General features: G+C 42.9%; 16 protein-coding genes. 13 read left to right on the top strand and 3 right to left on the bottom strand.

What is annotated here, in order from left to right; all coding sequences use genetic code 11:
- The first annotated feature begins 96 nt into the window (after window positions 1-96).
- On the top strand, window positions 97-2,775 hold the full coding sequence (locus AOG26_RS02545; RefSeq protein WP_054561076.1) for a M14 family metallopeptidase: 2,679 nt from the start codon (window positions 97-99) through the stop codon (window positions 2,773-2,775).
- A gap of 145 nt (window positions 2,776-2,920) precedes the next feature.
- On the opposite strand, the gene AOG26_RS02540 is transcribed toward AOG26_RS02545, so the two are convergent.
- Window positions 2,921-4,381 (bottom strand): Gfo/Idh/MocA family protein, encoded by a 1,461-nt coding sequence (locus AOG26_RS02540; RefSeq protein ID WP_054561075.1) that lies wholly within the window; start codon window positions 4,379-4,381, stop codon window positions 2,921-2,923.
- A 274-nt stretch (window positions 4,382-4,655) separates the two neighbouring features.
- On the opposite strand from AOG26_RS02540, the gene AOG26_RS02535 reads away from it, so the two are divergent.
- From AOG26_RS02535 to AOG26_RS02510, 6 genes are read left to right on the top strand one after another with little or no spacing between them, the layout of a single operon-like run.
- Window positions 4,656-5,921, top strand: coding sequence for a D-tagatose-bisphosphate aldolase, class II, non-catalytic subunit (locus AOG26_RS02535; RefSeq protein WP_054561074.1), 1,266 nt, complete (start codon window positions 4,656-4,658; stop codon window positions 5,919-5,921).
- A 23-nt stretch (window positions 5,922-5,944) separates the two neighbouring features.
- Entirely contained in the window at window positions 5,945-7,063 is a 1,119-nt protein-coding gene (locus AOG26_RS02530; protein ID WP_054561073.1) for an SIS domain-containing protein, read from the top strand.
- Window positions 7,064-7,080: 17 nt separating this feature from the next.
- A complete protein-coding gene (locus tag AOG26_RS02525) occupies window positions 7,081-8,004 on the top strand; it encodes an ROK family protein (RefSeq protein ID WP_054561072.1) in 924 nt (307 codons plus the stop codon).
- On the top strand, window positions 7,982-9,145 hold the full coding sequence (gene nagA / locus AOG26_RS02520; RefSeq protein ID WP_054561071.1) for an N-acetylglucosamine-6-phosphate deacetylase: 1,164 nt from the start codon (window positions 7,982-7,984) through the stop codon (window positions 9,143-9,145). The genes AOG26_RS02525 and nagA overlap by 23 nt, the downstream gene beginning before the upstream one ends.
- A gap of 13 nt (window positions 9,146-9,158) precedes the next feature.
- On the top strand, window positions 9,159-10,853 hold the full coding sequence (locus AOG26_RS02515; RefSeq protein WP_054561070.1) for a GMC oxidoreductase: 1,695 nt from the start codon (window positions 9,159-9,161) through the stop codon (window positions 10,851-10,853).
- Window positions 10,846-11,358 carry a hypothetical protein gene (locus AOG26_RS02510; protein WP_054561069.1) on the top strand — a complete coding sequence of 171 codons (513 nt, stop codon included), beginning with the start codon at window positions 10,846-10,848 and terminating at the stop codon, window positions 11,356-11,358. Before AOG26_RS02515 ends, AOG26_RS02510 begins: the two co-directional genes overlap by 8 nt.
- A 30-nt stretch (window positions 11,359-11,388) precedes the next feature.
- Here the strand turns inward: AOG26_RS02510 and AOG26_RS02505 are convergent, their stop codons facing one another.
- On the bottom strand, window positions 11,389-12,720 hold the full coding sequence (locus AOG26_RS02505; protein WP_054561068.1) for a sugar MFS transporter: 1,332 nt from the start codon (window positions 12,718-12,720) through the stop codon (window positions 11,389-11,391).
- Window positions 12,721-12,880: 160 nt separating this feature from the next.
- Here AOG26_RS02505 and agaR point away from each other — a divergent pair, with 160 nt between their 5' ends.
- From agaR to tatA, 3 genes are all read left to right on the top strand, one after another.
- The gene (gene agaR / locus AOG26_RS02500; protein WP_054561067.1) at window positions 12,881-13,645 is read left to right on the top strand and encodes a transcriptional repressor AgaR; all 765 of its coding nucleotides are present in this window, start codon (window positions 12,881-12,883) and stop codon (window positions 13,643-13,645) included.
- A 316-nt stretch (window positions 13,646-13,961) separates the two neighbouring features.
- The gene (locus AOG26_RS02495; RefSeq protein WP_054561066.1) at window positions 13,962-16,778 is read left to right on the top strand and encodes a TonB-dependent receptor; all 2,817 of its coding nucleotides are present in this window, start codon (window positions 13,962-13,964) and stop codon (window positions 16,776-16,778) included.
- A 280-nt stretch (window positions 16,779-17,058) separates the two neighbouring features.
- Entirely contained in the window at window positions 17,059-17,214 is a 156-nt protein-coding gene (tatA, locus tag AOG26_RS20425; protein ID WP_082401550.1) for a twin-arginine translocase TatA/TatE family subunit, read from the top strand.
- Window positions 17,215-17,226: 12 nt separating this feature from the next.
- Here tatA and AOG26_RS02490 read toward each other — a convergent pair whose 3' ends face one another.
- Complete coding sequence (locus AOG26_RS02490) at window positions 17,227-18,306, bottom strand: mechanosensitive ion channel family protein (protein WP_054561065.1); 1,080 nt, start codon at window positions 18,304-18,306, stop codon at window positions 17,227-17,229.
- A gap of 122 nt (window positions 18,307-18,428) precedes the next feature.
- Between AOG26_RS02490 and AOG26_RS02485 the strand changes: the two genes are divergently transcribed.
- The 3 genes from AOG26_RS02485 to AOG26_RS02475 all read left to right on the top strand — a co-directional run bounded on the left by AOG26_RS02485 (window position 18,429) and on the right by AOG26_RS02475 (window position 21,303).
- Window positions 18,429-19,391: a YihY/virulence factor BrkB family protein gene (locus AOG26_RS02485; protein ID WP_054561064.1), complete on the top strand. Its 963-nt coding sequence runs from the start codon at window positions 18,429-18,431 to the stop codon at window positions 19,389-19,391.
- 88 nt (window positions 19,392-19,479) lie between these two features.
- Window positions 19,480-20,322, top strand: a complete 843-nt coding sequence (locus AOG26_RS02480) for a pirin family protein (protein WP_054561063.1) — start codon at window positions 19,480-19,482, stop codon at window positions 20,320-20,322.
- Window positions 20,323-20,331: 9 nt separating this feature from the next.
- A complete protein-coding gene (locus tag AOG26_RS02475) occupies window positions 20,332-21,303 on the top strand; it encodes a glutathione S-transferase family protein (RefSeq protein ID WP_054561062.1) in 972 nt (323 codons plus the stop codon).
- Window positions 21,304-21,334: the final 31 nt, after the last annotated feature.

The following is a 21,334-nucleotide window of genomic DNA, read 5'->3' as shown; positions in this document are numbered from 1 at the left end:
TTATGTCTCTATTTTATGCCAGTCTAACGTTTTTAATTTGTTTATTTTCAATACTTTTGTAATGTACAAAGCAGATACTTTTACTTGGGAAAAATAATGAGCGCCAAACAAATAATAAAAGCCATTTCAGTCAGTGTTGTGGCAATAACGGCAAGCTTTAATGCCAGTGCAACGAATACCGAAGCAATGTGGCCGGGCACGGCTTATAATCAGCAAATACCAACATTTAAACAAGTACTTGGGTACGATGTAGGTGAGCGCATTACCAATTACAACGATATGCGCCGTTATTTAAGCGCCCTTGAACAAGCTGCGCCTGATCGTATTAAAGTGTTTAAGTACGCAAACAGCTGGGAAGGTCGTGAGCTGGTTTATGCGGTGGTTGGCACCGCGGATCATATTCGCTCATTAGAAACCCTCGCCAATAACACCCAAGCCTTGGCTGATCCGCGTATTACCTCTGAAAAAGAAGCTAAGTCGCTAATTAAAAATTTACCGACGTCTGTGTGGCTTCAGTATGCCGTGCACGGTAATGAAATTAGCTCAACCGATGCTGCACTATTCACTGCATATCACTTATTAGCAGCCCCGAATGATGCCGTTAACAGTAAAATTTTAGACAACACAGTGGTGTTTATCGACCCACTACAAAACCCTGATGGCCGTGAGCGTTTTGTTACTCGTTATTATGCGACCGTAGGTCTTGAGCACAGTGCAGATAGGTTAAGTGCAGAGCATAATGAGCCATGGCCAAGAGGCCGAACAAATCATTATTTGTTTGATATGAACCGTGATTGGTTAGCGCTTACTCAGCCTGAAAGTAAAGGCAGAGTGGCAGCAATCAATAAATATAAACCACAAGTGGTGGTTGATATTCATGAAATGGGCGGCGACCAATCTTACTACTTTGCACCGGCTGCTCAGCCATTTAATCCGCATATGACGAAAACCCAAATCGCTAACATGGATGCGATTGGACAAAATCATGCGAAGTATTTTGATGAGTTTGGCTTTGATTACTTTACCCGTGAAATCTTTGATGCCTTTTATCCAGGTTACGGTGATAGCTGGCCAGTATTTTATGGTGCATCAGCATCAACTTACGAAGTCGGCTCTGCACGTGGCCACGTGTTTGAGAAAAATACCGGTGAACTACTCACCTATTTTAATACTGTAAAGCGTCAATTTGTGGCCTCAATTTCGACTGCCGAAGGTGCTGCCAATCAACGTGAAAAACTACTAGGTGACTTTTATCAATATCAAGTTGATGCAATTGACTCGGGTAAAGATAGCAAAGAGCGTGTTTATATTTTACCTAAACAAAGTAACCGTGAAGGCGCTCATAGACTCGCTACCTTAATGGCTGAGCATGGTGTTGAAGTTAAACAAGCAACTGAAGATTTTAAAGCCTGTGGCGTTAAATACAAAGCAGGTAGCTACTTTATTGATACCGCGCAGCCACGCGGGGTATTTGTGCGTACCACGTTTACAGACCAAGTAGATATGGCTGAAGCATTTGTGAAAGAGCAAGAAAGACGTCGTGCTCGTAACCTAGGTGATGAAATTTACGATGTCACAGGTTGGTCGCTGCCGATGATGTTTAATGTTGATAGCGATAGCTGTGGTCGCGCTGTTAGCGCAGACAGTAAAGCGGTTCAGGCCGATGACACATTGCTTGGCAAAGTGAATAATCCAGAAGCCTCTGTGGCTTATATCGTTGCTTGGGGTGATACAGCCGCAGCACGCTTTTTAACAGCAGCACTGCAAGCTGGCATTAAACTGAAAAGTGCTGATCAAGCATTTGTATTAGGTGATAAAACTAACTACCCAGCGGGTAGCTTAGTAATCGAAAAACGCCTAAACGATAAAGACTTACTCACCAAAATTAGCCAAATTGCTGAGCAAACTGGTGCAATAGTTGATGGTGTGGATTCAAGTTGGGTGATTGAAGGCCCAAGCTTTGGTAGTAACAAAACAGTGCCTATGGTAGCACCAAAAGTGGCGATTGCATGGGATGCAGCCACTCGTGAGCTAAGCGCCGGTAACACTCGTTTTGTTATCGAAAGACAGCTTGGCTACCCGGTGACAGCTATTCGCACACCCATGCTTGCTTGGGCTGATTTAAGTGATTACCAAGTGCTTATTTTACCAGAAGGTAATTACGAGCAAGCACTAGGTAAATCGGGTGCAGCTAATTTAAAAAGCTGGGTTAAAGCGGGTGGCGTGTTGATTGCCTTAGGTAATGCTAACCGCTTTACCACTAATGCTGATTACGGTTTGTTAGATGTTCAACGCGAGCAAGCTTACCGAGAAGATAAAGCAAGTAGCAGTGATGATAAAAGTAGTAAAGTGGCAGGGCAGTTATTTGCTTCTCGCGATGATTTAAAAGCAGCGAGCATTGAGCCACATACATCGCCAGACTATGTAGCCGGTGTACTTGCAAATGTTGAAGTAGACCAAGAGCATTGGTTAACCGCTGGGGTTGATAAAGACCTTGTTGCGGTAGCTTACGGTAATGATATTTACACGCCAATAAAACTGAACTCAGGTAAAAACTTAGCCTGGTTTACAGGTAAAGATGATGTGCTAGCAAGTGGTTATCTATGGCAGCAAAATAAAGCACAGCTTGCGTATAAGCCATTGCTTGTTCATCAACCGCAAGGCAAAGGCATGGTGATAGGCTTTACACAGTCACCAACCTACCGTGCCTACCTTGAAGGCATGAATGTACTGTTAACTAACACGATTTTCCGTGCTGCAGCACATGCTCAGTAAGGTTTTAGTCTAATCAAAAAGCCCGCCGATGTTGCGGGCTTTTTTGTGTTTAGATATCTATAAAACACAATTCCAAAAAGAGTGGGCAATAAAAAAGCCCGCAGGGCAAAGGGCGGGCTTTTTAGTGTTCCAAGGAGAGAAAGTGCTAAGACACAATCCCTAGTGGCTTACCTGTTTGCCAAGCGCCACGGGTAAAGTCTGGAATCGTTTTGCTGTTACTTCTATCTGCAACTGATGCCATACTTTGCGGGAAGATTGATGACCATGCTGCGGCATCGTATACATCTTGATCGAGTGGCTCATTATTGCGTAAGCAGTAGATCATGCGCCAAAGCATAATGAAGTCCATACCGCCGTGGCCACCGTTCTTGACCGCTTCTTCACCCATGCGTTTCCATAGTGGGTGATCAAATTCAGCACGCCACTTTTCCATATCTTGATCCCAGCTATGAAAGTTTTGCATATGTGGCTTACGACCCTGCGAACCTGCTTTTTCCCAGGCAGCGAGCTCAGCTTCATATTGCTGTTGGTAAATTTTCGCGATGGCTGGTGGCACATCTTCAAGAGCAATACGGTTAGGGAATCCAGCAAATGTGCCATTAGTACCTTGAATTAAGTTATGGCGGCTGTACGGACGAGGGCTTGTGGTGTCGTGCTGAACCATAATGCTACGACCTTTCACTGTTTTAATAATGCTGGTGTTCATGTCGCCAGCAGTAAATTTCAGTGAGCGACGTTCGTGGCCCGCAGGAAATTCACGCTCTGCGTAAGCTGCGCGGCCAAGTGCAGGTGAGCTGACTGATGTAACAAAATCAAAGCGGTCACCACGGTTGATGTTCATATACTGAGAAACTGGGCCTAAACCATGGGTTGGGTATAAGTTACCGTTTACCTTGGTATGCCAGTAAGTACGCCAAGAACCTGTGCTGCGGTCAATTTCTTTCATTTGCCAACGCAGGTCATGAATATAAGCAGCTTCACCATGCAGTAACTCACCAAATACGCCTTTACGAACCATGTTTAAAACCATTAACTCGTCACGGCCGTAGTTAACGTTTTCCATCATCATGCAGTTTTTTTGCGTGCGCTCAGCAGTGTTTACTAGTTGCCAACACTCTTCCATCGTGGTTGCTGCAGGTACTTCAACAAAGGCATGCTTACCACTTTCCATGGTCTCAACACTCATCGGTGTGTGCCATTTCCAAGGGGTTGAAATGATCACAATGTCGATGTCATCGCGAGCAAGCATGTCTAAATAGGCTTTATCAGAACCCGTATAAGCAGTTGGTTTAGGTAAGCCTTTTTCAACAACATAATTAACAGACTTATCTAGCATTAGCTGATCTGTATCGCAAATAGCTTTAATTTCAACACCTTCAATATGGCAAAGATGTTTAACATGGCCGCTACCACGTTGACCAACCCCAATAAAACCAACACGTACCACATCCATTGCTGGCACAGCTAAGCCCATTACGCTTTTACCTTGTGCTGCAAGCGGTGTGCTTTGATTATCACCTTGTTGGCTTTTTGCACAGCCAGTCACGACTGTCGCGGCGGTAATGGCTGCGGCAGATTTTAAAAAACTACGTCTATCTATTGTCATAACGATACCTAAATCACTGAGATTATTTTAATAGTGGGTTTCAGTTGTTTCTGTTATATCGCAACTCAAAGTCAATTACAATTAAATGCTTTCAAATTCTTTCGTAACCTTGGGTTTTATCATTTTAATCCTTATTTAATAGTGTAGTTAGCGTGTTTTAAACTTATTTTACGCCTTTCGTTGTCTTTCGTTTTATTGCGCAGCGTTTCGCGCTGTGCTACTGTAATTTCAAATCACGTATCTAACCATAGGCGTAAGCTGCTTGGAGAAAACCATGAATGCATTAAAAACGATTATAAATAACAATCGAGTAGGGCAAGCGCAGGGTATTTATTCTGTGTGTTGTGCACACCCGCTCGTTATCGAAGCAGCAATGTTGCAAGCTCTCAATGATGACACAGAAATTTTAATTGAAGCTACGGCGAATCAAGTTAATCAGTTTGGTGGTTACACAGGGATGAAGCCCCATGACTTCGTTGAGTTTGTTCATACAATAGCCGAAAAAGTAGGGTTAGATACCCAGCGCGTTATTTTGGGGGGTGATCATTTAGGGCCAGTGTGTTGGGTAAATGAGCCTGCAGAGGTTGCAATGGTAAAAGCTGTTGACCTAGTAAAAGCCTATGCAAGCGCTGGTTTTAAGAAAATTCATTTAGATGCCAGTATGCCATGCGCTGACGATGGAGAACGTTTAGCTGATGCCGAAATTGCCAAGCGTGCCGCATTGATGTGCCAAGCCGCTGAGTCGGTAGCAAAAGATAACGATATTCTTTATGTGGTCGGTACTGAGGTTCCTCCTCCGGGTGGCGCTACAGAAGAACATGAAATTATTGAGGTATCTCATGTTGAGGGAGTGCAGCAAACAATCGAATTACATCAGGCTGCATTTGCGAACTTAAATATAAGCGATGTCTGGTCACGCGTTATTGCTGTTGTTGTGCAGCCAGGAGTTGAGTTTGATAACCATCAAATTTTTGATTATCAACGTAATGAAGCTCAAAAACTAAAAGAGTTTATCACCACTGTCGATAACCTTGTTTATGAGGCTCACTCTACCGACTATCAGCCAGATCATTGCTACCACGAACTGGTACAAGATCACTTTGCCATATTAAAAGTGGGTCCTCAGCTTACCTATGCACTACGCGAAGGGTTGTTTGCATTATCTTATATTGAAGATCAATTAGTCGAAGCGGCTAAGCGCTCTAATTTACGTGATGTATGTGAGCGCATCATGCTAGAAAAGCCACATTACTGGAATAAGTTTTACCCAACACAAGGTGCTGAAGCTAAGCTGTTTAGAGCTTATAGTTATAGCGACCGTATTCGTTATTACTGGCCTGAGGATGAAATAAAACAAACTGTAGAAACACTGTTTGAAAACTTAGAAGGGCAAATTATCCCACAGACCTTGCTTAGTCAGTTTATGCCAGCGCAATACAAGGCATTGATCAATGGCCAAATTAACTCATCACCTCGTGAGTTAGTACTCAATAAAATAATGGAAGTAACGAATACCTATTCGCGTGCTTGTAATCAATAAGTGGTGTTGAGAGAGAATTAATTATGACGCAGTATTTATCTTTAAACGAAGCAGAGCTTAAGCAGCAAAACGCATATTGGACAGCAAGAGAAATCTCTCAGCAGCCAGAGTCATGGTGCAATACAGCGGCTATTATTGAAACGCATCGAGCAGAAATAAGCGCATTTTTAGCGCCAATTTTGGCAATAAAAGGACTGCAAATCGTATTAACGGGGGCTGGCACATCAGCCTATGTTGGCGAGGCATTAGCACCATACTTAACAGCTAAAACGGATTTAAATGTGCGCGCAGTTAGTACTACAGACATTGTGTCTAACCCACATGGTTTTTTAAAGAAGGGCACACCCACTTTACTTATTTCTTATGCGCGCTCAGGCAATAGCCCTGAAAGTGTCGCAGCGGTCGATATCGCAGAGCAAGTTGTTGAAAAGTGCTTTCATTTAGTTATTACCTGTAATGAAAATGGTGAATTAGTGAAAAGAGCGGCAGCTAAAAAAAATAGTTTTAGTGTACTTATGCCAAAAGAAACCCTAGATGAAAGCTTTGCTATGACCAGTAGTTTCACTTCGATGCTGCTTTCAACCTTATGTATTTTTACTCCTGATGTTAACCAGCTTGCACAAGTTGCCACGCAGACACAGCAGCTGCTCGACACGCAACTTGAAGAGATCAAAGGCTTTGCGCAAACAGATATTGAACGTTTGGTGTTTTTAGGAGCAGGCTCATTACTTGGCTATGCGAAAGAAGCGGCCTTAAAGTGCTTAGAGCTGACCAATGGTGATTTAATAAGCTACTTTGAAACCCCACTTGGTTTTCGTCATGGTCCTAAAACCATTATTAATGATAAAACCGCAGTGATGTTAATGGCCTCAAGTGATTTTTATAGTAGTTTGTATGATACTGATTTATATAATGAACTACTAAATGACCAACAGTGTTTTGCGGTTAAAAAGCTGGCGTTAAATACTGAACTGGTCGAGCTAGATGATGTTTGGCAAGGTCTGTATTATATTGTCTATTGTCAGATTTTTGCATTTTATAAATCAATGTCACTCGGTTTAACACCTGATAACCCTTGTCCTACGGGCGAAGTTAACCGTGTTGTAAAAGGGGTAACTATTTACCCATTAACTTCTCGCTAAGTAGTGTTGGGTAAAGTATGGCTGTTTACGGACTCGATATTGGTGGTACAAAAATAGAGACCGCCATTTTTAATGATAATTTAGAGCAACAGCAAAGTTGGCGTATTACTACGCCAACTGATGACTATCAGCAATTTTTGCACGCAATTTATCAGCAGGTAATTAAAGCCGATGAACTGACAGGTTGCCAAGGTGCGGTGGGCATCGGTATGCCAGGTATCGTTAATGATGAAGGTAAAGTGCTGTCGGCTAATGTGCCGTGTGCCACAGGCAAAGTGATTGCCAACGATCTTCAAGCATTATTAAAACGCCCTGTTGCGATATTAAATGACACCCGATGTTTCGCTTTATCAGAAGCAAATGGCGGAGCTGGTGAAGGTTATAGCCGAGTATTCGGTGCCATTGTTGGCACTGGTGCGGCGGGCGGTATGTGTATTGATGGAACCTTGTTTAACCAAGGTTTGGGCATGTCAGGGGAGTACGGCCATTTACCACTTTCAGCATATTTGCAGCAAAAATACCAGCTGCCAGTTTTAAAGTGCGGTTGTGGTTTAAATGGCTGTGTCGAAAGTTATATTGCAGGGCCCGGTGTACAAACCTTGTACCAGCATATTACGCAATCTCCTAAATCTGCGATTGAATGGGCAAACGATATCAAACGTGGTGATGAGAAAGCCTTAAAGGTGCTAGCTTGTTACTTAGATATTCTTGGCGAAACCTTTGCTGCTATTAGTAAAAGTTTGCACCCAGAAGTTATCGTGCTTGGGGGCGGGTTGTCGCTCATTGATGCAATAGTAGAAAAACTCCCTGACGCGATTCAAACTCATTTATTTTCAGGTTTTGCCGTGCCAGAAGTGAAGCGTGCAAAATTTGGTGATTCTAGCGGCGTAAGAGGCGCTGCAATAATAGGAAGTGTTCATGCTAATTCCAACGCATCTTAATCGCTATTACTTAAAAGCTGCAAAAGTGGTGACTGCTGATGCGGTTTTACTCGATCATGTGGTCTTGGTCGAGCAAGGTAAAATTACTGCCATTACCACGCAAATAGCGCCTGAGATCGAGGTAATAGATTTAGGTGAGCACAGTTTATTTCCGGGCTTTATCGATTTACATATTCATGGCCGTGAAGGCTGCGATATTATGGACGGTACGCCAGAATCACTAGAGACTATTTCTCGTTCTTTAGCAAAGCACGGCGTAACGGGTTTTGTTGGCACAACGGTGACCGCAGACTGGGACGTCTCAATTCAAGCTTATAAAAATATGGCGAGTGCCTATCAAAAAGGCTTGGCTGGGGCGCAGTTGCTAGGGGCTTATAACGAAGGTTTATTCTTTGCCGAAGCACATAAGGGCGCGCATAACGAGTCATTTTTTTTAGAGCTTACTAAACAGCGATTTGATGAAATTTATGCTGCATGTGAAGGTTGCTTAAGCTCATTTGCGTTAGCGCCAGAACTACTTAAATCCCCCGATATGATCCGCTATATCACCGATAAAGGTGTGCGTGTGATGCTCGGTCATACAGATGCTAATTTTGAGCAAACAACACAAGCTCTTGCTCATGGTGCCTGCGGTGGTGTGCATATTTTTAATGGTATGCGCGGTATTCATCATCGTGACCCTGGGTGTACTGGCGCATTATTGATGGACAACGATGCCATGGTTGAGCTTATTCCTGATGGTATTCATTTGCACCCTAGCATCATGAACATGGTTTACCGTTTAAAAGGGGCAGATAAAATTGCTCTGATCACAGACTGTGTAAGCGCCGGAGGCTTACAAGATGGTCGCTACCGTTTAGGTGAGCTTCCTATTGTGGTTGAGCAAGGTGTTGCGCGAACTGAGAGCGGCTCTTTAGCAGGCAGTACATTAACCATGGAAGTTGGCGTTGAACGTTTTTATAACCTAACCGACGCAAGCCTAGTTGAAGCAACTAACATGGCCAGTTTAGTACCCGCTGAGTTTTTAAATAAAGCGGAGCAAATAGGCAGTATTGCGGTAGGTAAACAGGCTAATTTTGCCCTGCTCGATAAAGACTTCTCTGTGCAAGCAACGATCTGTGCGGGTAAGCAAATCTATTAAAAGTTAAGTGAGAATGCAGGCAAAAGTATTCGATGCCATTGTTATTGGCAGTGGCATTACTGGCGGCTGGGCTGCTAAAGAACTAACCGAAAAAGGGCTCAATGTACTGTTACTGGAACGTGGCAGGCAGGTTGTGCACGGTACAGACTATATAACTGCCTTTAAAGATGATTGGCAACTGCCATTTCGCGACAGGCCCAGCCTACTAGAAAAACAGAATCAAGCTAAACAAGCACGCACTGGCTATGCCACTAAGCAATCAATAAAACACTGGTTTGTGAATGATTTGCAGCACCCTTATCTAGAATCGCAACGTTTTGATTGGATTCGAGGATATCACCTGGGTGGGCGCTCATTAACTTGGGGACGGCAATGCTTACGGCTCAGTGATATAGATTTTGCAGCCAACAAACAAGATGGTTACGGCGTTGATTGGCCAGTGCGCTACAAAGATATAGCGCCTTGGTACGATAAAGTCGAAGCCTACATCGGGGTTATTGGCGAAGCACTGAACTTACCTCAGCTACCAGATGGACCTTACTTACCTCCTTTTGCGCTTAATGCCGTAGAGCAGCAGCTTAAACAAAGTTTATTAACTCACTACACTAATCGTCACCTCACCATCGGTCGAGTAGCCCATTTAACCAAGGCAAAGCCTGAGCAAGGTCGTGCACCATGCAGCAAGCGCAACCGCTGTATGCGAGGTTGTCCAACTGGTAGTTATTTTAGTAGTTTAGCCTCTACCTTACCTGCAGCGATGCGTACTGGGCGACTCACTATTCAGACTCACTCCATTGCCAAAGAGATTATTTACAATCCAGATAGCGGGCAAGCCACAGGTGTGAAAGTAATTGATGCTGAATCTAAAAAAGAGCGTATCGAACGGGCGAACATCATTTTTTGCTGTGCATCAACGGTAGCCACAACAGCCTTGTTATTAAATTCAACCTCTGCACGTTTTCCTAATGGCTTAGGGAACGATAGTGGAGAGCTTGGTCATAACCTTATGGATCACCATTTTAGGGTTGGCGCAACTGGCGAGCCTAGGGGCTTTGCTGATGACTTTAATGATGGCGACAGACCCGTTGGCTTTCATATCCCGCGTTTTCGAAACCTTGATGATAACGAGCAGCATAGCTTTATTCGCGGCTATGGCTATCAAGGATACGCAACACGCAAAGATTGGCGACGGGGCTTTAAAGAACTTAGCTTTGGTAAGGCTTTTCGAGAAGAGCTTGCCAAGCCTGGGCCTTGGCAAGTTGCATTGATAGGTTTTGGTGAATGCCTGCCTTATCATCGTAATAAAATGAGCTTAGATCCGGTATTAAAAGATCAATGGGGATTACCTTTAGTTAATTTCGATTGCCAATTTGCTGAAAACGAGCAGCGCATGCGCGAGGATATGAAAGCGCAAGCCGTCGAGATGCTAAGCAAAGCTGGTTATCAAAATGTGCAAGCGTACGATAAAGGCTCAGCCCCGGGGCAGGCCATCCACGAAATGGGAACTGCGCGCATGGGACATGATGCTACAACCTCAGTGCTTAATCGTTACAACCAAATTCATAGTGTGCGTAACGTCTATGTCACTGACGGCTCGTTTATGTGCTCGTCGGGTTATCAGAACCCTTCGTTAACCTATATGGCATTTACTGCAAGAGCCGCCGATCATGCTGCACGACATTATCAAAATGGGGTGTTCAATGGCTGATCTACAAAGGCGAAATGCGATTAAATGTTTAGCAGCATTATTCGGTGCGGCTATTACGCCAGTGGCTGCGACTCAGCTATTTGATAAAGTGGATGACAATCATTTTGAGGTGCTTAAAACAGCGGCTCATCGGGATGTGGTCACGCAAATGCAGGCGGTTATTTTAGAGCTAGAGCCAAATGAGCAACTGTATTTTAATTTAGTTGCTTTCACAGATTTAATGCTAGCAAATACACTAACTACGACTGAACGTGCGGCATGCTTAAAAGGCGCAGAGTTGATTGCAGAAGGTGCTCTTTCATCGTCGCAATTAGCAGATAAACTCACAGGTTTATTTTCTATCTCTTTGCAGCAGCAACAGCGCATAATAGCGCAGCAAGCCTTACCTATTTCAGAAGTGAGCCCTGATAAGCGTGACGAGTACTTAATATATAAGTGTATTTTTACCCTGCGTGAACTTTTGCTACTGGGCTATTTCACATCAGAAAAATTGCAGGCTAGTTAAATAGTAAAACAACTAAGCCTGCTCATGTCGTTACTTACGCCAACTTGTTAGTTTGTGACCAATCAGTGCGTAATAAAGAATAAACGCATAGCAAGGGATCAACAGATAGTAAGCTTGTTGTGCATTGCCCGTATATTCTGCAAATACACCGTATACCAAAGGCAATAGCGCGCCACCTGAAATCCCCATAATCAGTAATGCCGCGCCGGTTTGGGTTTTATCGCCAAGATTTGCAAGGGCCATTGGCCAAATGGTCGGCCATACCAGCGCATTCGATAAGCCAAGTAATGCAACAAATAACACGGTATCTGGAAAACTGTTATCAGCAAGCCAAAAGAGCACTACGTTTGCAATCGCAGTTTGTTGCGGTTCAATCAAAATGATACCAAGTGAAAACACACAACCACTTAACGCAGAAAATATCAGCGCCTGTTGCTGACTAAAAAAGCGAGGAATTAACACGATACCTAAAATATAACCTAGCACCATAAAGCCCATGGTGTAAGAGGTGAGCTCTGCGAACTGCAATACCCCTTGTTCTTTGCCGTAAAGGCCAATAGTGTCGCCGGCAATAACTTCTGCACCTATGTAAAAGAATAGGGCTATCACCCCTAAAACTAAGTGTGGAAATTGCAGGACTGATTTGCTCTCGCTGTTATTACTGGCTTTTGGTTGCTCAATATCAGGTAGCGGAGCCAGCATGATTAACGCGGCTAATATCACTAATGCGATTGCCATTACAAAGTAAGGAGTAATTAAACGATTAGCCAGTTCTTGTAACTGTAATTGCTTTTGAATGCTGTTTAATTGGGCCAAAGCCTCTGGACTAAAGCTGGCAATGTCGCTAAATACAATCGCTGAGAAGAGCAATGGAGCAACCACACCTGCACTCTTATTGAGAATACCCATAATGCTAATGCGCACGGCTGCCGTGTCTTTAGAGCCTATTAGCACGATGTAAGGATTCGCAGCGGTTTGTAATAAGGTGAGGCCGCTACCTAACGTAAATAAGGCAACCAAAAATAACCAATACGCTTGAATTTGTGCCGCAGGAATAAACAACAGTGCACCCAATGCCATGGTGCCTAAACCAAACGACATTCCATGTTTATAACTGAATATTTGCAAAATCTTAGCGCTTGGCAGTGCCATCACGGTATAGGCGATATAAAACACCAGTGTCACCATGTAAGCTTCAATATGGTTGAGATCGCAGACCATTTGTAAAAATGGGATCAAGGAGCCGTTGAGCCAAGTTATAAAACCAAATAAGAAAAACAAGCCACCTATGATCATCATAGGCAGTAATTGCGTGCGATTGGTGTGTTCTGTTTGCTCTAACAGTGAGCTTTGTGTTGTCATTTTTGTCACCAAAGAAGTTTGTTGTGAAATAATCATAAAACAAAATTCGTAAGTTTTGAAAGTTTTATTTTATTTCGAAACTAAATTTGGCTTTGAAACTGTAAATTGTGTAATATTGAACTACAAATTTGAAAGCAGCTATTAAAACAACAGGCCAGCTATGCTAACCACAATAGAAAGAAGACAAAAAATCGTCCTGATGACTGAGGAAAATGGCAAAGTAAATGTTAAAGATCTTGCAAAGACCTTTGATATTTCGGAGGTTAGCATTCGCCATGATCTTAACGAGCTCGGTAAGCGTGGCTTAGTTGTCCGTTCACGTGGTGGGGCAATTGCCTGCGATAAATTGGCTAAAGAGCTTTCGGTAAAAGATAAGCATAACGAAAACTATGCTGTGAAAGTGTTATTAGCGAAAGCTGTGGCAAGTTTGGTTGATGATGGCGATTCATTGATTATTGATTCTGGCACCACCACAGAAGAAGTTGCCAAAGCATTAACCAATAAGCAGGGCCTTACTGTGATGACAAACGGCCTTAATATTGCCCATGTACTGGCTGATATTGAAGATGCAAATGTGTTTATGCTGGGTGGGCAATTACGAAAGAAATCAATGTCTTTTTACTCAAATGAAGTCGAGCAAGCACTTAGTAAATATAACTTTAAAAAGGTTATTTTAGGGGTTGATGGTATCGACTCAGAAGCAGGGATCACCACCCATTATGAGCCCGAGGCAATGCTGAATCGCACCATGTGCACCCGCGCAGATAAAGTCATTGCAGTCACAGATTCAAGTAAATTTGGTAAGCGTGCTTTGTATAATGTATTGCCGCTTAAATCAATCGATGTGCTGGTCACCGACAAAAATATGCCAGCAGAGTTTGTTGAATCATTAACGAGCTTAGGTATTGAGGTGATTACTGTTTAACTCTCTAGTTAAATAGGATTAATGAAAGGTGGCTTTTGCCGCCTTTTTTATTATCCAAAATAAATCGTACCAGCCCGCCGAAAGAAAATCTTTTAAAAAAAATCATTATCGTAACTTTCGAAATTAAAGTCCCATATTTAAAGGCATTCGAAGCCATTTTTTTCATATGCAAAACAAATTTCGTAACTATCGAAAGTTTCACAAGGTGATTTATTGTTGCTAGATTGTTTCATTTTGTTATAGATTAAATATAAGGCCTTACTCATTACCATTTTTATGGTGAAAAAATCTGAACATTTAAAAACAGGAAATCATCATGGCAACAACAACTAGAAAAACATATTTGAGCGTGCTGATAAGCTCGATTCTGGCCTCATCAGTCAGTTTCGCTGCAACGGCCCAACAACAAGAAAACGACAGTAGGGCCGAAGAGGATGTTGAGGTTATTGAAGTTACAGGGATCCGTAGCAGTATTAAAGAATCAAACTTTCGAAAGAAAGAAGCAACGACGGTTGTTGATGTCGTTGTCGCTGATGACATCGGTAAGTTCCCCGATGAAAACTTAGCGGAAGCATTGCAGCGTATTCCGGGCATCACCATTACTCGTAATGGCGGTGAGGGGCAAAATATTTTAGTCCGTGGTTTAGGTGGCGGCTACAACATTACCACGTTGAATGGTCGTAAACTGGCTTCTGAAAACTCAGGCCGCGACTTTAACTTTGACACCATTGCTTCAGAGTTAGTGGGTGCGCTTCAGGTGTATAAGTCGCCAGAAGCACGGTTAATTGAAGGGGGCATTGGTGCAGTTGTTGATATCGAAACGCGTAAACCACTAGACCAAGATGGCTTTACCTTGAGCGCTTCAGCAAAAGGGATTTATGAATCTCGAACAGGCGATGTACACCCGCATGCTTCATTCATCATCGGTGACAACTTTAATGATGATACTTTTGGTGTGCTTTTCTCGGGTGCGTATTCTAAGAAAACCTTACGTGCAGACACATACTCGGCAAGCGGCTTTTTTGACGAAGAAGAAGGTTGGGGGGCAGACAGCGCTGGTGTGCCAGTCGACATGAACGGCAACGGAGAAATTGATGGGCAAAGTGAAATATTTGCCTCAAAAATCCCGAGTTACATGTATTTTGCCAACGCGCAGGATGTGCGTGAACGCGTCGGTGCGACGTTAGCAATGCAATGGCGCCCAACAGATACCCTAGACATTAACTTTGATGCTCTTTATTCACGTTACAACACCGATGGTCATCGCTATCAAATTGGTTTTGTTAACTATGATGAAAGCTGGACGCCAGGCACGCCAGTGTTTACTGATGCAGAATTTGATGACTCAGGTCGTGTAGTGTCTATGACGCAAACCGGTAACACCATGGTGGAGCTACTCAACTTAACCAACCCACGTAAAACCGATACTTATCAGTTTGCCCTTAATGCCAAATGGTATCCAATGGATGGCCTAACACTGGCTGTAGATGTTGCCCATTCAAAAGCGAAAAACGAAAACGGCGGTGATAACCGCTTTATTGTTGCGCGTGGTTTTATTGACTCGATTGGGATTGATTACACCACAGGTAATATGTTGCCAGATGTGACCTTATCGCCGGGCTTAACTGCGGATCAATCTTACGGTGCACACTATAGCCGTAATACAGGTACTGGGGTTGAAGACACGGTTAATGACTTTAAGTTTACCGGTACGTTTGTGCCTGAAAGTGATTTAGTGACCCGTGTTGATTTTGGTTTAACCTACCTTGAACAAACTAAAAGTCAGCTTGAATATGCATCAAAAAATGCCAGCCAATTCAGTAATGGTGGTCAGTATTTAGAGCGCGATGGCTATGAATTTGATGACAGCACCGTGGTCAATGTTGGTGATTTTAACCTCTTTGAAATCCCAAGTGATGTGTTTGTTGAGGCAAATTTCGATAACTTTTTAGAGGGCGAAAGTAGCATTACACCAGAGCCATGGCCGAGTTTCGATTACGATAAGTTACTTGCTTATTATCGCTCAATTAATGCTGAAGCAACCGATAAGAGCATTGTTGCATCGCTTAATTCCTCGGGCACTTATGAGGTAACCGAAGAAGTTCTAACTGCGTATGCGCAAGTGACGCTCGAGAGCACTCTTGCAAATATGCCGTATATGTTAAACGTTGGTATTCGCGGCTCGCAAACTGAAGTGAGCTCTAAAGGGTCGGTTTATGATCTATCGTTAATTGACTTACAAGAGGATGGTAAACCACTTGAAAATGGTTGGCGCGAAACAGTTGAGCAATCATTTAAAGGGGATTACAGCAACATTTTACCAAGCATGAACTTTAAGCTTAGTATTACCGATGATTTAATTTACCGCTTCTCTGCGGCACAAGTGATTAGCCGCCCATCTTTAAGCTACTTACGTCCGTGGCTTGCGCCAAACTTTGATACATATCGTGAAGGCTTACCGCAACTTTCTATGGGTGATTCGTCGTTAACACCTGAAGAAGCTAATCAAGCAGATATGACTTTAGAGTGGTACTTTGAAGACAGTAGCTCGTTAAGTGGCGGGGTGTTTGTAAAAGACCTGAAATCATTTATCGATTACGTCGAAAGCCCAGTTGAAATCGAAGGTGTGCGTTACTTTGCATCTTACCCAGGTAAGAGTGAATATGGTGCAACTATTAAAGGGGCTGAGTTTGCTTATCAGCAGTCGCTAGAAAACTTACTCCCCGAACCGTTCAATGGCTTAGGCTTTCAGCTTAACTACACCTATGTTGACAGTAGTTACGATGAGCCAGAGCTAAAAGAATCAGGTTTGCCATTTAGAGGCATGTCGAAGAACTCATATAACGCCGTGGTTTACTATGAGCAATATGGTTTCCAAGCACGTTTAGCGTATAACTGGCGTAGCAAGTTCTTGTCGGATCCTGACGCATGGGGTGGTCCATATTGGATCTCTGATTATGGTCAGTTAGATGCCAGCATGAGCTATAACATCAGTGACCAATTCACAGTGTTTGCCGAAGCAACGAACTTAACTAATGAACGTTATTGGGGTTACACCAAGCGTACTGACCAAGTGAGTTACCTTGAGCGCTTTGGTACTCAAGTTGCCTTGGGTGTTCGCGCTAGTTTTTAATACCAATTCGCTTAATTAAGTGGTCTATTTTGAGGCAAGAAAACCTCGTTGATAACAAGGCAAAAATTTCGTTATTTAGTTGTGCTCGGCAATTGCTCCTGCATTGCTCTACCTTCTGCATCCATGCAGTCGTAAATCAGAAATTTTTAACGCGGGTAGCGACAGGTTTAATCCCTCAAAATGACTAAGTATTATTGCGGATTGGTATAATTTTAGTATTCCTAGTGTTAGTGTTGAACAAGCGCCTGTAAGGGCGCTTTTATTTTAAAATGAGGTTGTTATGGCAGGAATTAGTGTTTGGCAATTAGCCATTATTGCTGCAATTGTGGTGCTGTTATTTGGCACAAAAAAGTTATCCCGAATAGGTGGAGATTTAGGGACGTCAGTCAAAGGGTTTAAACGCGCTATGCAAGATAAACCTAATGATGAAGCCTAGCCCATAAGTATTTTAAATTATATTGCTACCTTGTTCTGGATCGCGAGATTGATCCGCTTGTTCGCGAATATCATCGGCATCACTGCTAACGTCATCAAGGCTGTGGTCGTCGAGTGATTTTGCCGTTTTAGGCTCTGCGTTTACATTATTGTTTGGCTGCTCATTATCGTTTTCGCTATTTAAAATAATTCGCTCGCGAGCATCATCAGGCATGCTTATTTGCTCTGCTAAATAGGTATTGACCAGCTCTCGCATTAATTGTGATGCCACTTTGATAGTACTGTGTTCGTTACTATTGACCCAAAAATAAATGGTTAGATTAAGAGTCGCTGAGCCTAATGAATCAATTAACACTTGGCTTGGCGGATCATTAATAACAGCAGGGTGTTGATTAACCACCTTCATTGCTAATTGTTGGGCATAGCGAATGTCATTATCGTAGCCAATGCCAACATTAAAGTGACCCCGCATTTTTGGGTTCGCAGTGAGGTTTTTAATGACGTTTTTATATACGGTCGCATTAGGGATTTGAATGTGATTGCCATCAAAATCAACCAAGGTGGTGGCGCGAGCCGTAACTTTTTTAACTACCCCTAAACGACCATCAACTTCGATAACATCGTCAATACGAAAAGGGCGCTGCACACTAAGCAGCATACTTGAAATAAAGTTTTCGGCGATATCGCGAAAAGCAAAACCTAAAATAAGCCCAACTAAACCAGTCCCACTCATAATCGCCACAGCAAAACTGGTGAGCCCTGCAAGACGCAAAAATAAGTACACGCCAAACAAGATGATAATGATGCTAAAAAAGCGCCTAGTCACCACATGCAAAAGTTTACTTTCACTGACAAAACCAAGCGGTTTGATTAATAAATACGACAAAGGGCGGGCTAATAAGTAGCAAACAATGATGGCTACAATACCGAGTGTCAGTGCAGGTAACATTTGCCATGTAGTATGTAAAAACTGCGTAATTTGAGAGTTTAAGTCTTCCCAAGATAAGCTCTCAGGGATTGCTTGCGATGTTACCCAAATGGTGGGGCTGAACAAACTAGCCAATTGATTTTTAATAAGTAAATAATAATTCATCGCACCGCTCCATGGACCTTTATACTGTTTTTATAAGCTTAGCTTAATGCAATTCAGACGCCATTATTACTGGCAAGTTGTTTGCAGTTTGAGAGTGTTAAAGGCAATTTTTTAGGTCGTTTATGAGTAAGGATAATCGAGGTTACCAAGCTCGCTCACCGATGGAGATCCCAATGCGAGGCTGGTGGGATATCTGCAAGCGGGTTTATCACAACCTATCACAAGACAATTTATCTTTTGTGGCGGCGGGTGTGGCATTTTATGCCTTGTTGGCTATTTTCCCTGCGCTGGCGGCTATTGTCTCTGTGTATGCATATTTTGCCTCGCCAACAGATATTTATGATCAGCTTGATAAAGTGATTGCCATTTTACCTGAAAGTAGCCGTGACATCATTTTGCTACAGGTTAGTGGTATCACTCAGCAATCGCAAAAGGTATTGAGTGCAAGTGCCATAGGTACTTTATTATTGACTGTTTGGAGTAGCAGCAAAGGCTGCCAAGCTCTCATCACTGCCTGTAATATTACCTACCATCAGCGTAACAAGCGCCAGTTTTTTATGGCATTAGTGGTGCGCTTTTTATTTTCGCTAGGTGCTATTGTGGTTGCGCTGGTGGCGTTATTGATCATTGGTATTTTACCGATAGTGCTTAACTTAGTTGGCTTAACTGAGCTTATCGATTTAATGATTCAGCTTATTACTTGGCCGCTATTAGCCATTATTTTTAATTGCGCATTAGCATTTTTATATCGCTATGCACCGCATAGAACGCCTGCAAAATGGCGTTGGATCACACCAGGTTCAATACTTGCCACGTTGCTGTGGATTATCGCATCAATCGGTTTTTCATATTATGTATCGCAATTTGCGAGTTATAACGAAACTTATGGTTCGTTAGGCGGTGTGGTGATCATGTTGATGTGGCTTTATATCAGCGCATACATCATCATTTTTGGTGCGGCCATTAATGCAAGTGCTGAACAACAAACCTTAGTAGATAGCACCATAGGGCCAGAGAAAGAAGTTGGAGAGCGGGGTGCTACAGTGGCTGATAGATTAACCAGACAACAAAATGAGCATTCTTAAAAATAGAATGATTAGCGCTAATTTTACTCATGGTTGTTAGTTAAATTAGCGCCTACAATCATTTCATACAATTTACGGGAGTAAAGTTATGAAAGTGATTCAACAATTAAATAGTCATGCCACACAAGATGGTGACGGCGTAAACATCAGTCGTATTCCTGGCTTTGATGGCAAGTATTTAGACCCTTTTTTAATGATCGATGAGCTTAAGTCAGATGATCACAGTGATTTTATGGGCGGCTTTCCTGCGCATCCTCACCGTGGTATTGAAACCTTTACTTATATTATTAAAGGTGGCTTTGAGCATCAAGATCAAATGGGTAACAAAAAAGCGATTCGTGCTGGTGATGTGCAGTGGATGAGTACCGGTTTTGGTGTGATCCACAGTGAAATGCCTTTAGCAGATGCTAAAGAAGGCATGCACGGTTTTCAGATTTGGCTCAATATGCCAAGTGCCGAGAAACTAAGAGCACCACGTTATCAAGATACCACTGAAGCGCCAGCACCAACGACTCAAAATGAGCAAGGTGTTGAGCTTAAAGCGTTGGCTGGAAGTTGGCAATTTGCCGGTGAAGAGCAGGTATCAAGCCTACAAGACCTCGCCGCTGATGGTATGCTTGCTGATGTGACTTTACCGGCTGGTACGCAGTTTTACCATGCACCATTAGCGCAAACTAAGGTGATGATTTATATCCATACTGGAGAAATTCATACTGAACAGGGCGGTCCAGTTAAAGCTGGCAGCTTATTGATTTTAGAGCCTGGCAGTAACATTGAGTTTAACTCGCAAACTGGTGCTGGGGCGTTGATCCTAGCCGGTGAGCCGCTTAAGCAACCAATCGCTCATATGGGCCCGTTTGTAATGACAACCCAAGCTGAGTTACAGCAAGCAGTACGTGACTATCAGCTAGGTAAATTTGGCACACTATAGGAGGTTATTGTGGGATTACTAGTAAATGGCCAATGGCAAGATAAATGGTACGACACCGATAACAATCAAGGTGAGTTCAAACGTGAGGCAGCCCAGTTACGTAACTGGGTTACCGAAGATGGCAGTGCAGGGCAAAGTGGTGATGGGGGCTTTAAAGCTGAGAAAGATCGTTACCATCTTTATGTCTCTTTAGCTTGCCCTTGGGCTCATCGCACTTTGATTTTTCGCCATTTAAAAGGCCTTGAAGATTATATCAGTGTGTCGGTTGTAAGTCCTGACATGCTAGAGCATGGCTGGACCTTTGATAAAGACAATCACAGCACCGGTGATGCACTTTTCGATAGCGAATTTATGCATCAAATTTATACGCGTAACAAAGCCGATTATTCAGGTCGTGTTACGGTTCCCGTGCTTTGGGATAAAAAAACGCAGCGTATTGTTAGCAACGAATCAGCTGAAATTATCAGAATGTTTAATAGCGCGTTTAATGCCCTAACAGGTAATGAACGCGACTTTTATCCGCAATCGTTACGTTCTGAAATTGATGAAGTTAATGAGTTTGTTTATCACAACATTAATAATGGGGTGTATCGTGCAGGCTTTGCGACAACGCAAGAAGCTTACACGGAAGCCTTTGATGATCTCTTTGCTGCTCTAGATAAGATTGAGCAACGCTTAACAGCTAATCGTTATTTAGTGGGTGATACATTGACTGAGGCCGACTGGCGGTTATTTACCACTTTAATTCGCTTCGACAGTGTTTATGTGGGCCACTTTAAATGTAATTTGCGTACTATTGAGAGCTATCCGGCGATCAGCAACTATTTACGTGAGTTATATCAAATTGAAGGTGTAAGTAAGACCGTTGATTTTTATCATATAAAACGTCATTACTATTTTAGCCACACCATGATCAACCCAACTCAAGTTGTGCCAAAAGGGCCTGATATAGACTACGCTCGACCACATAATCGTGGTTAATAGACTCTGATAACTAACAGTTTAATGACTG

The sequence above is a fragment of the Pseudoalteromonas sp. UCD-33C genome, assembly GCF_001306895.1.
Lineage (GTDB): Bacteria > Pseudomonadota > Gammaproteobacteria > Enterobacterales > Alteromonadaceae > Pseudoalteromonas.
The sequence above is the reverse complement of the archived record's forward strand: the minus strand, read 5'-3'. Positions and strand labels throughout refer to the sequence as shown.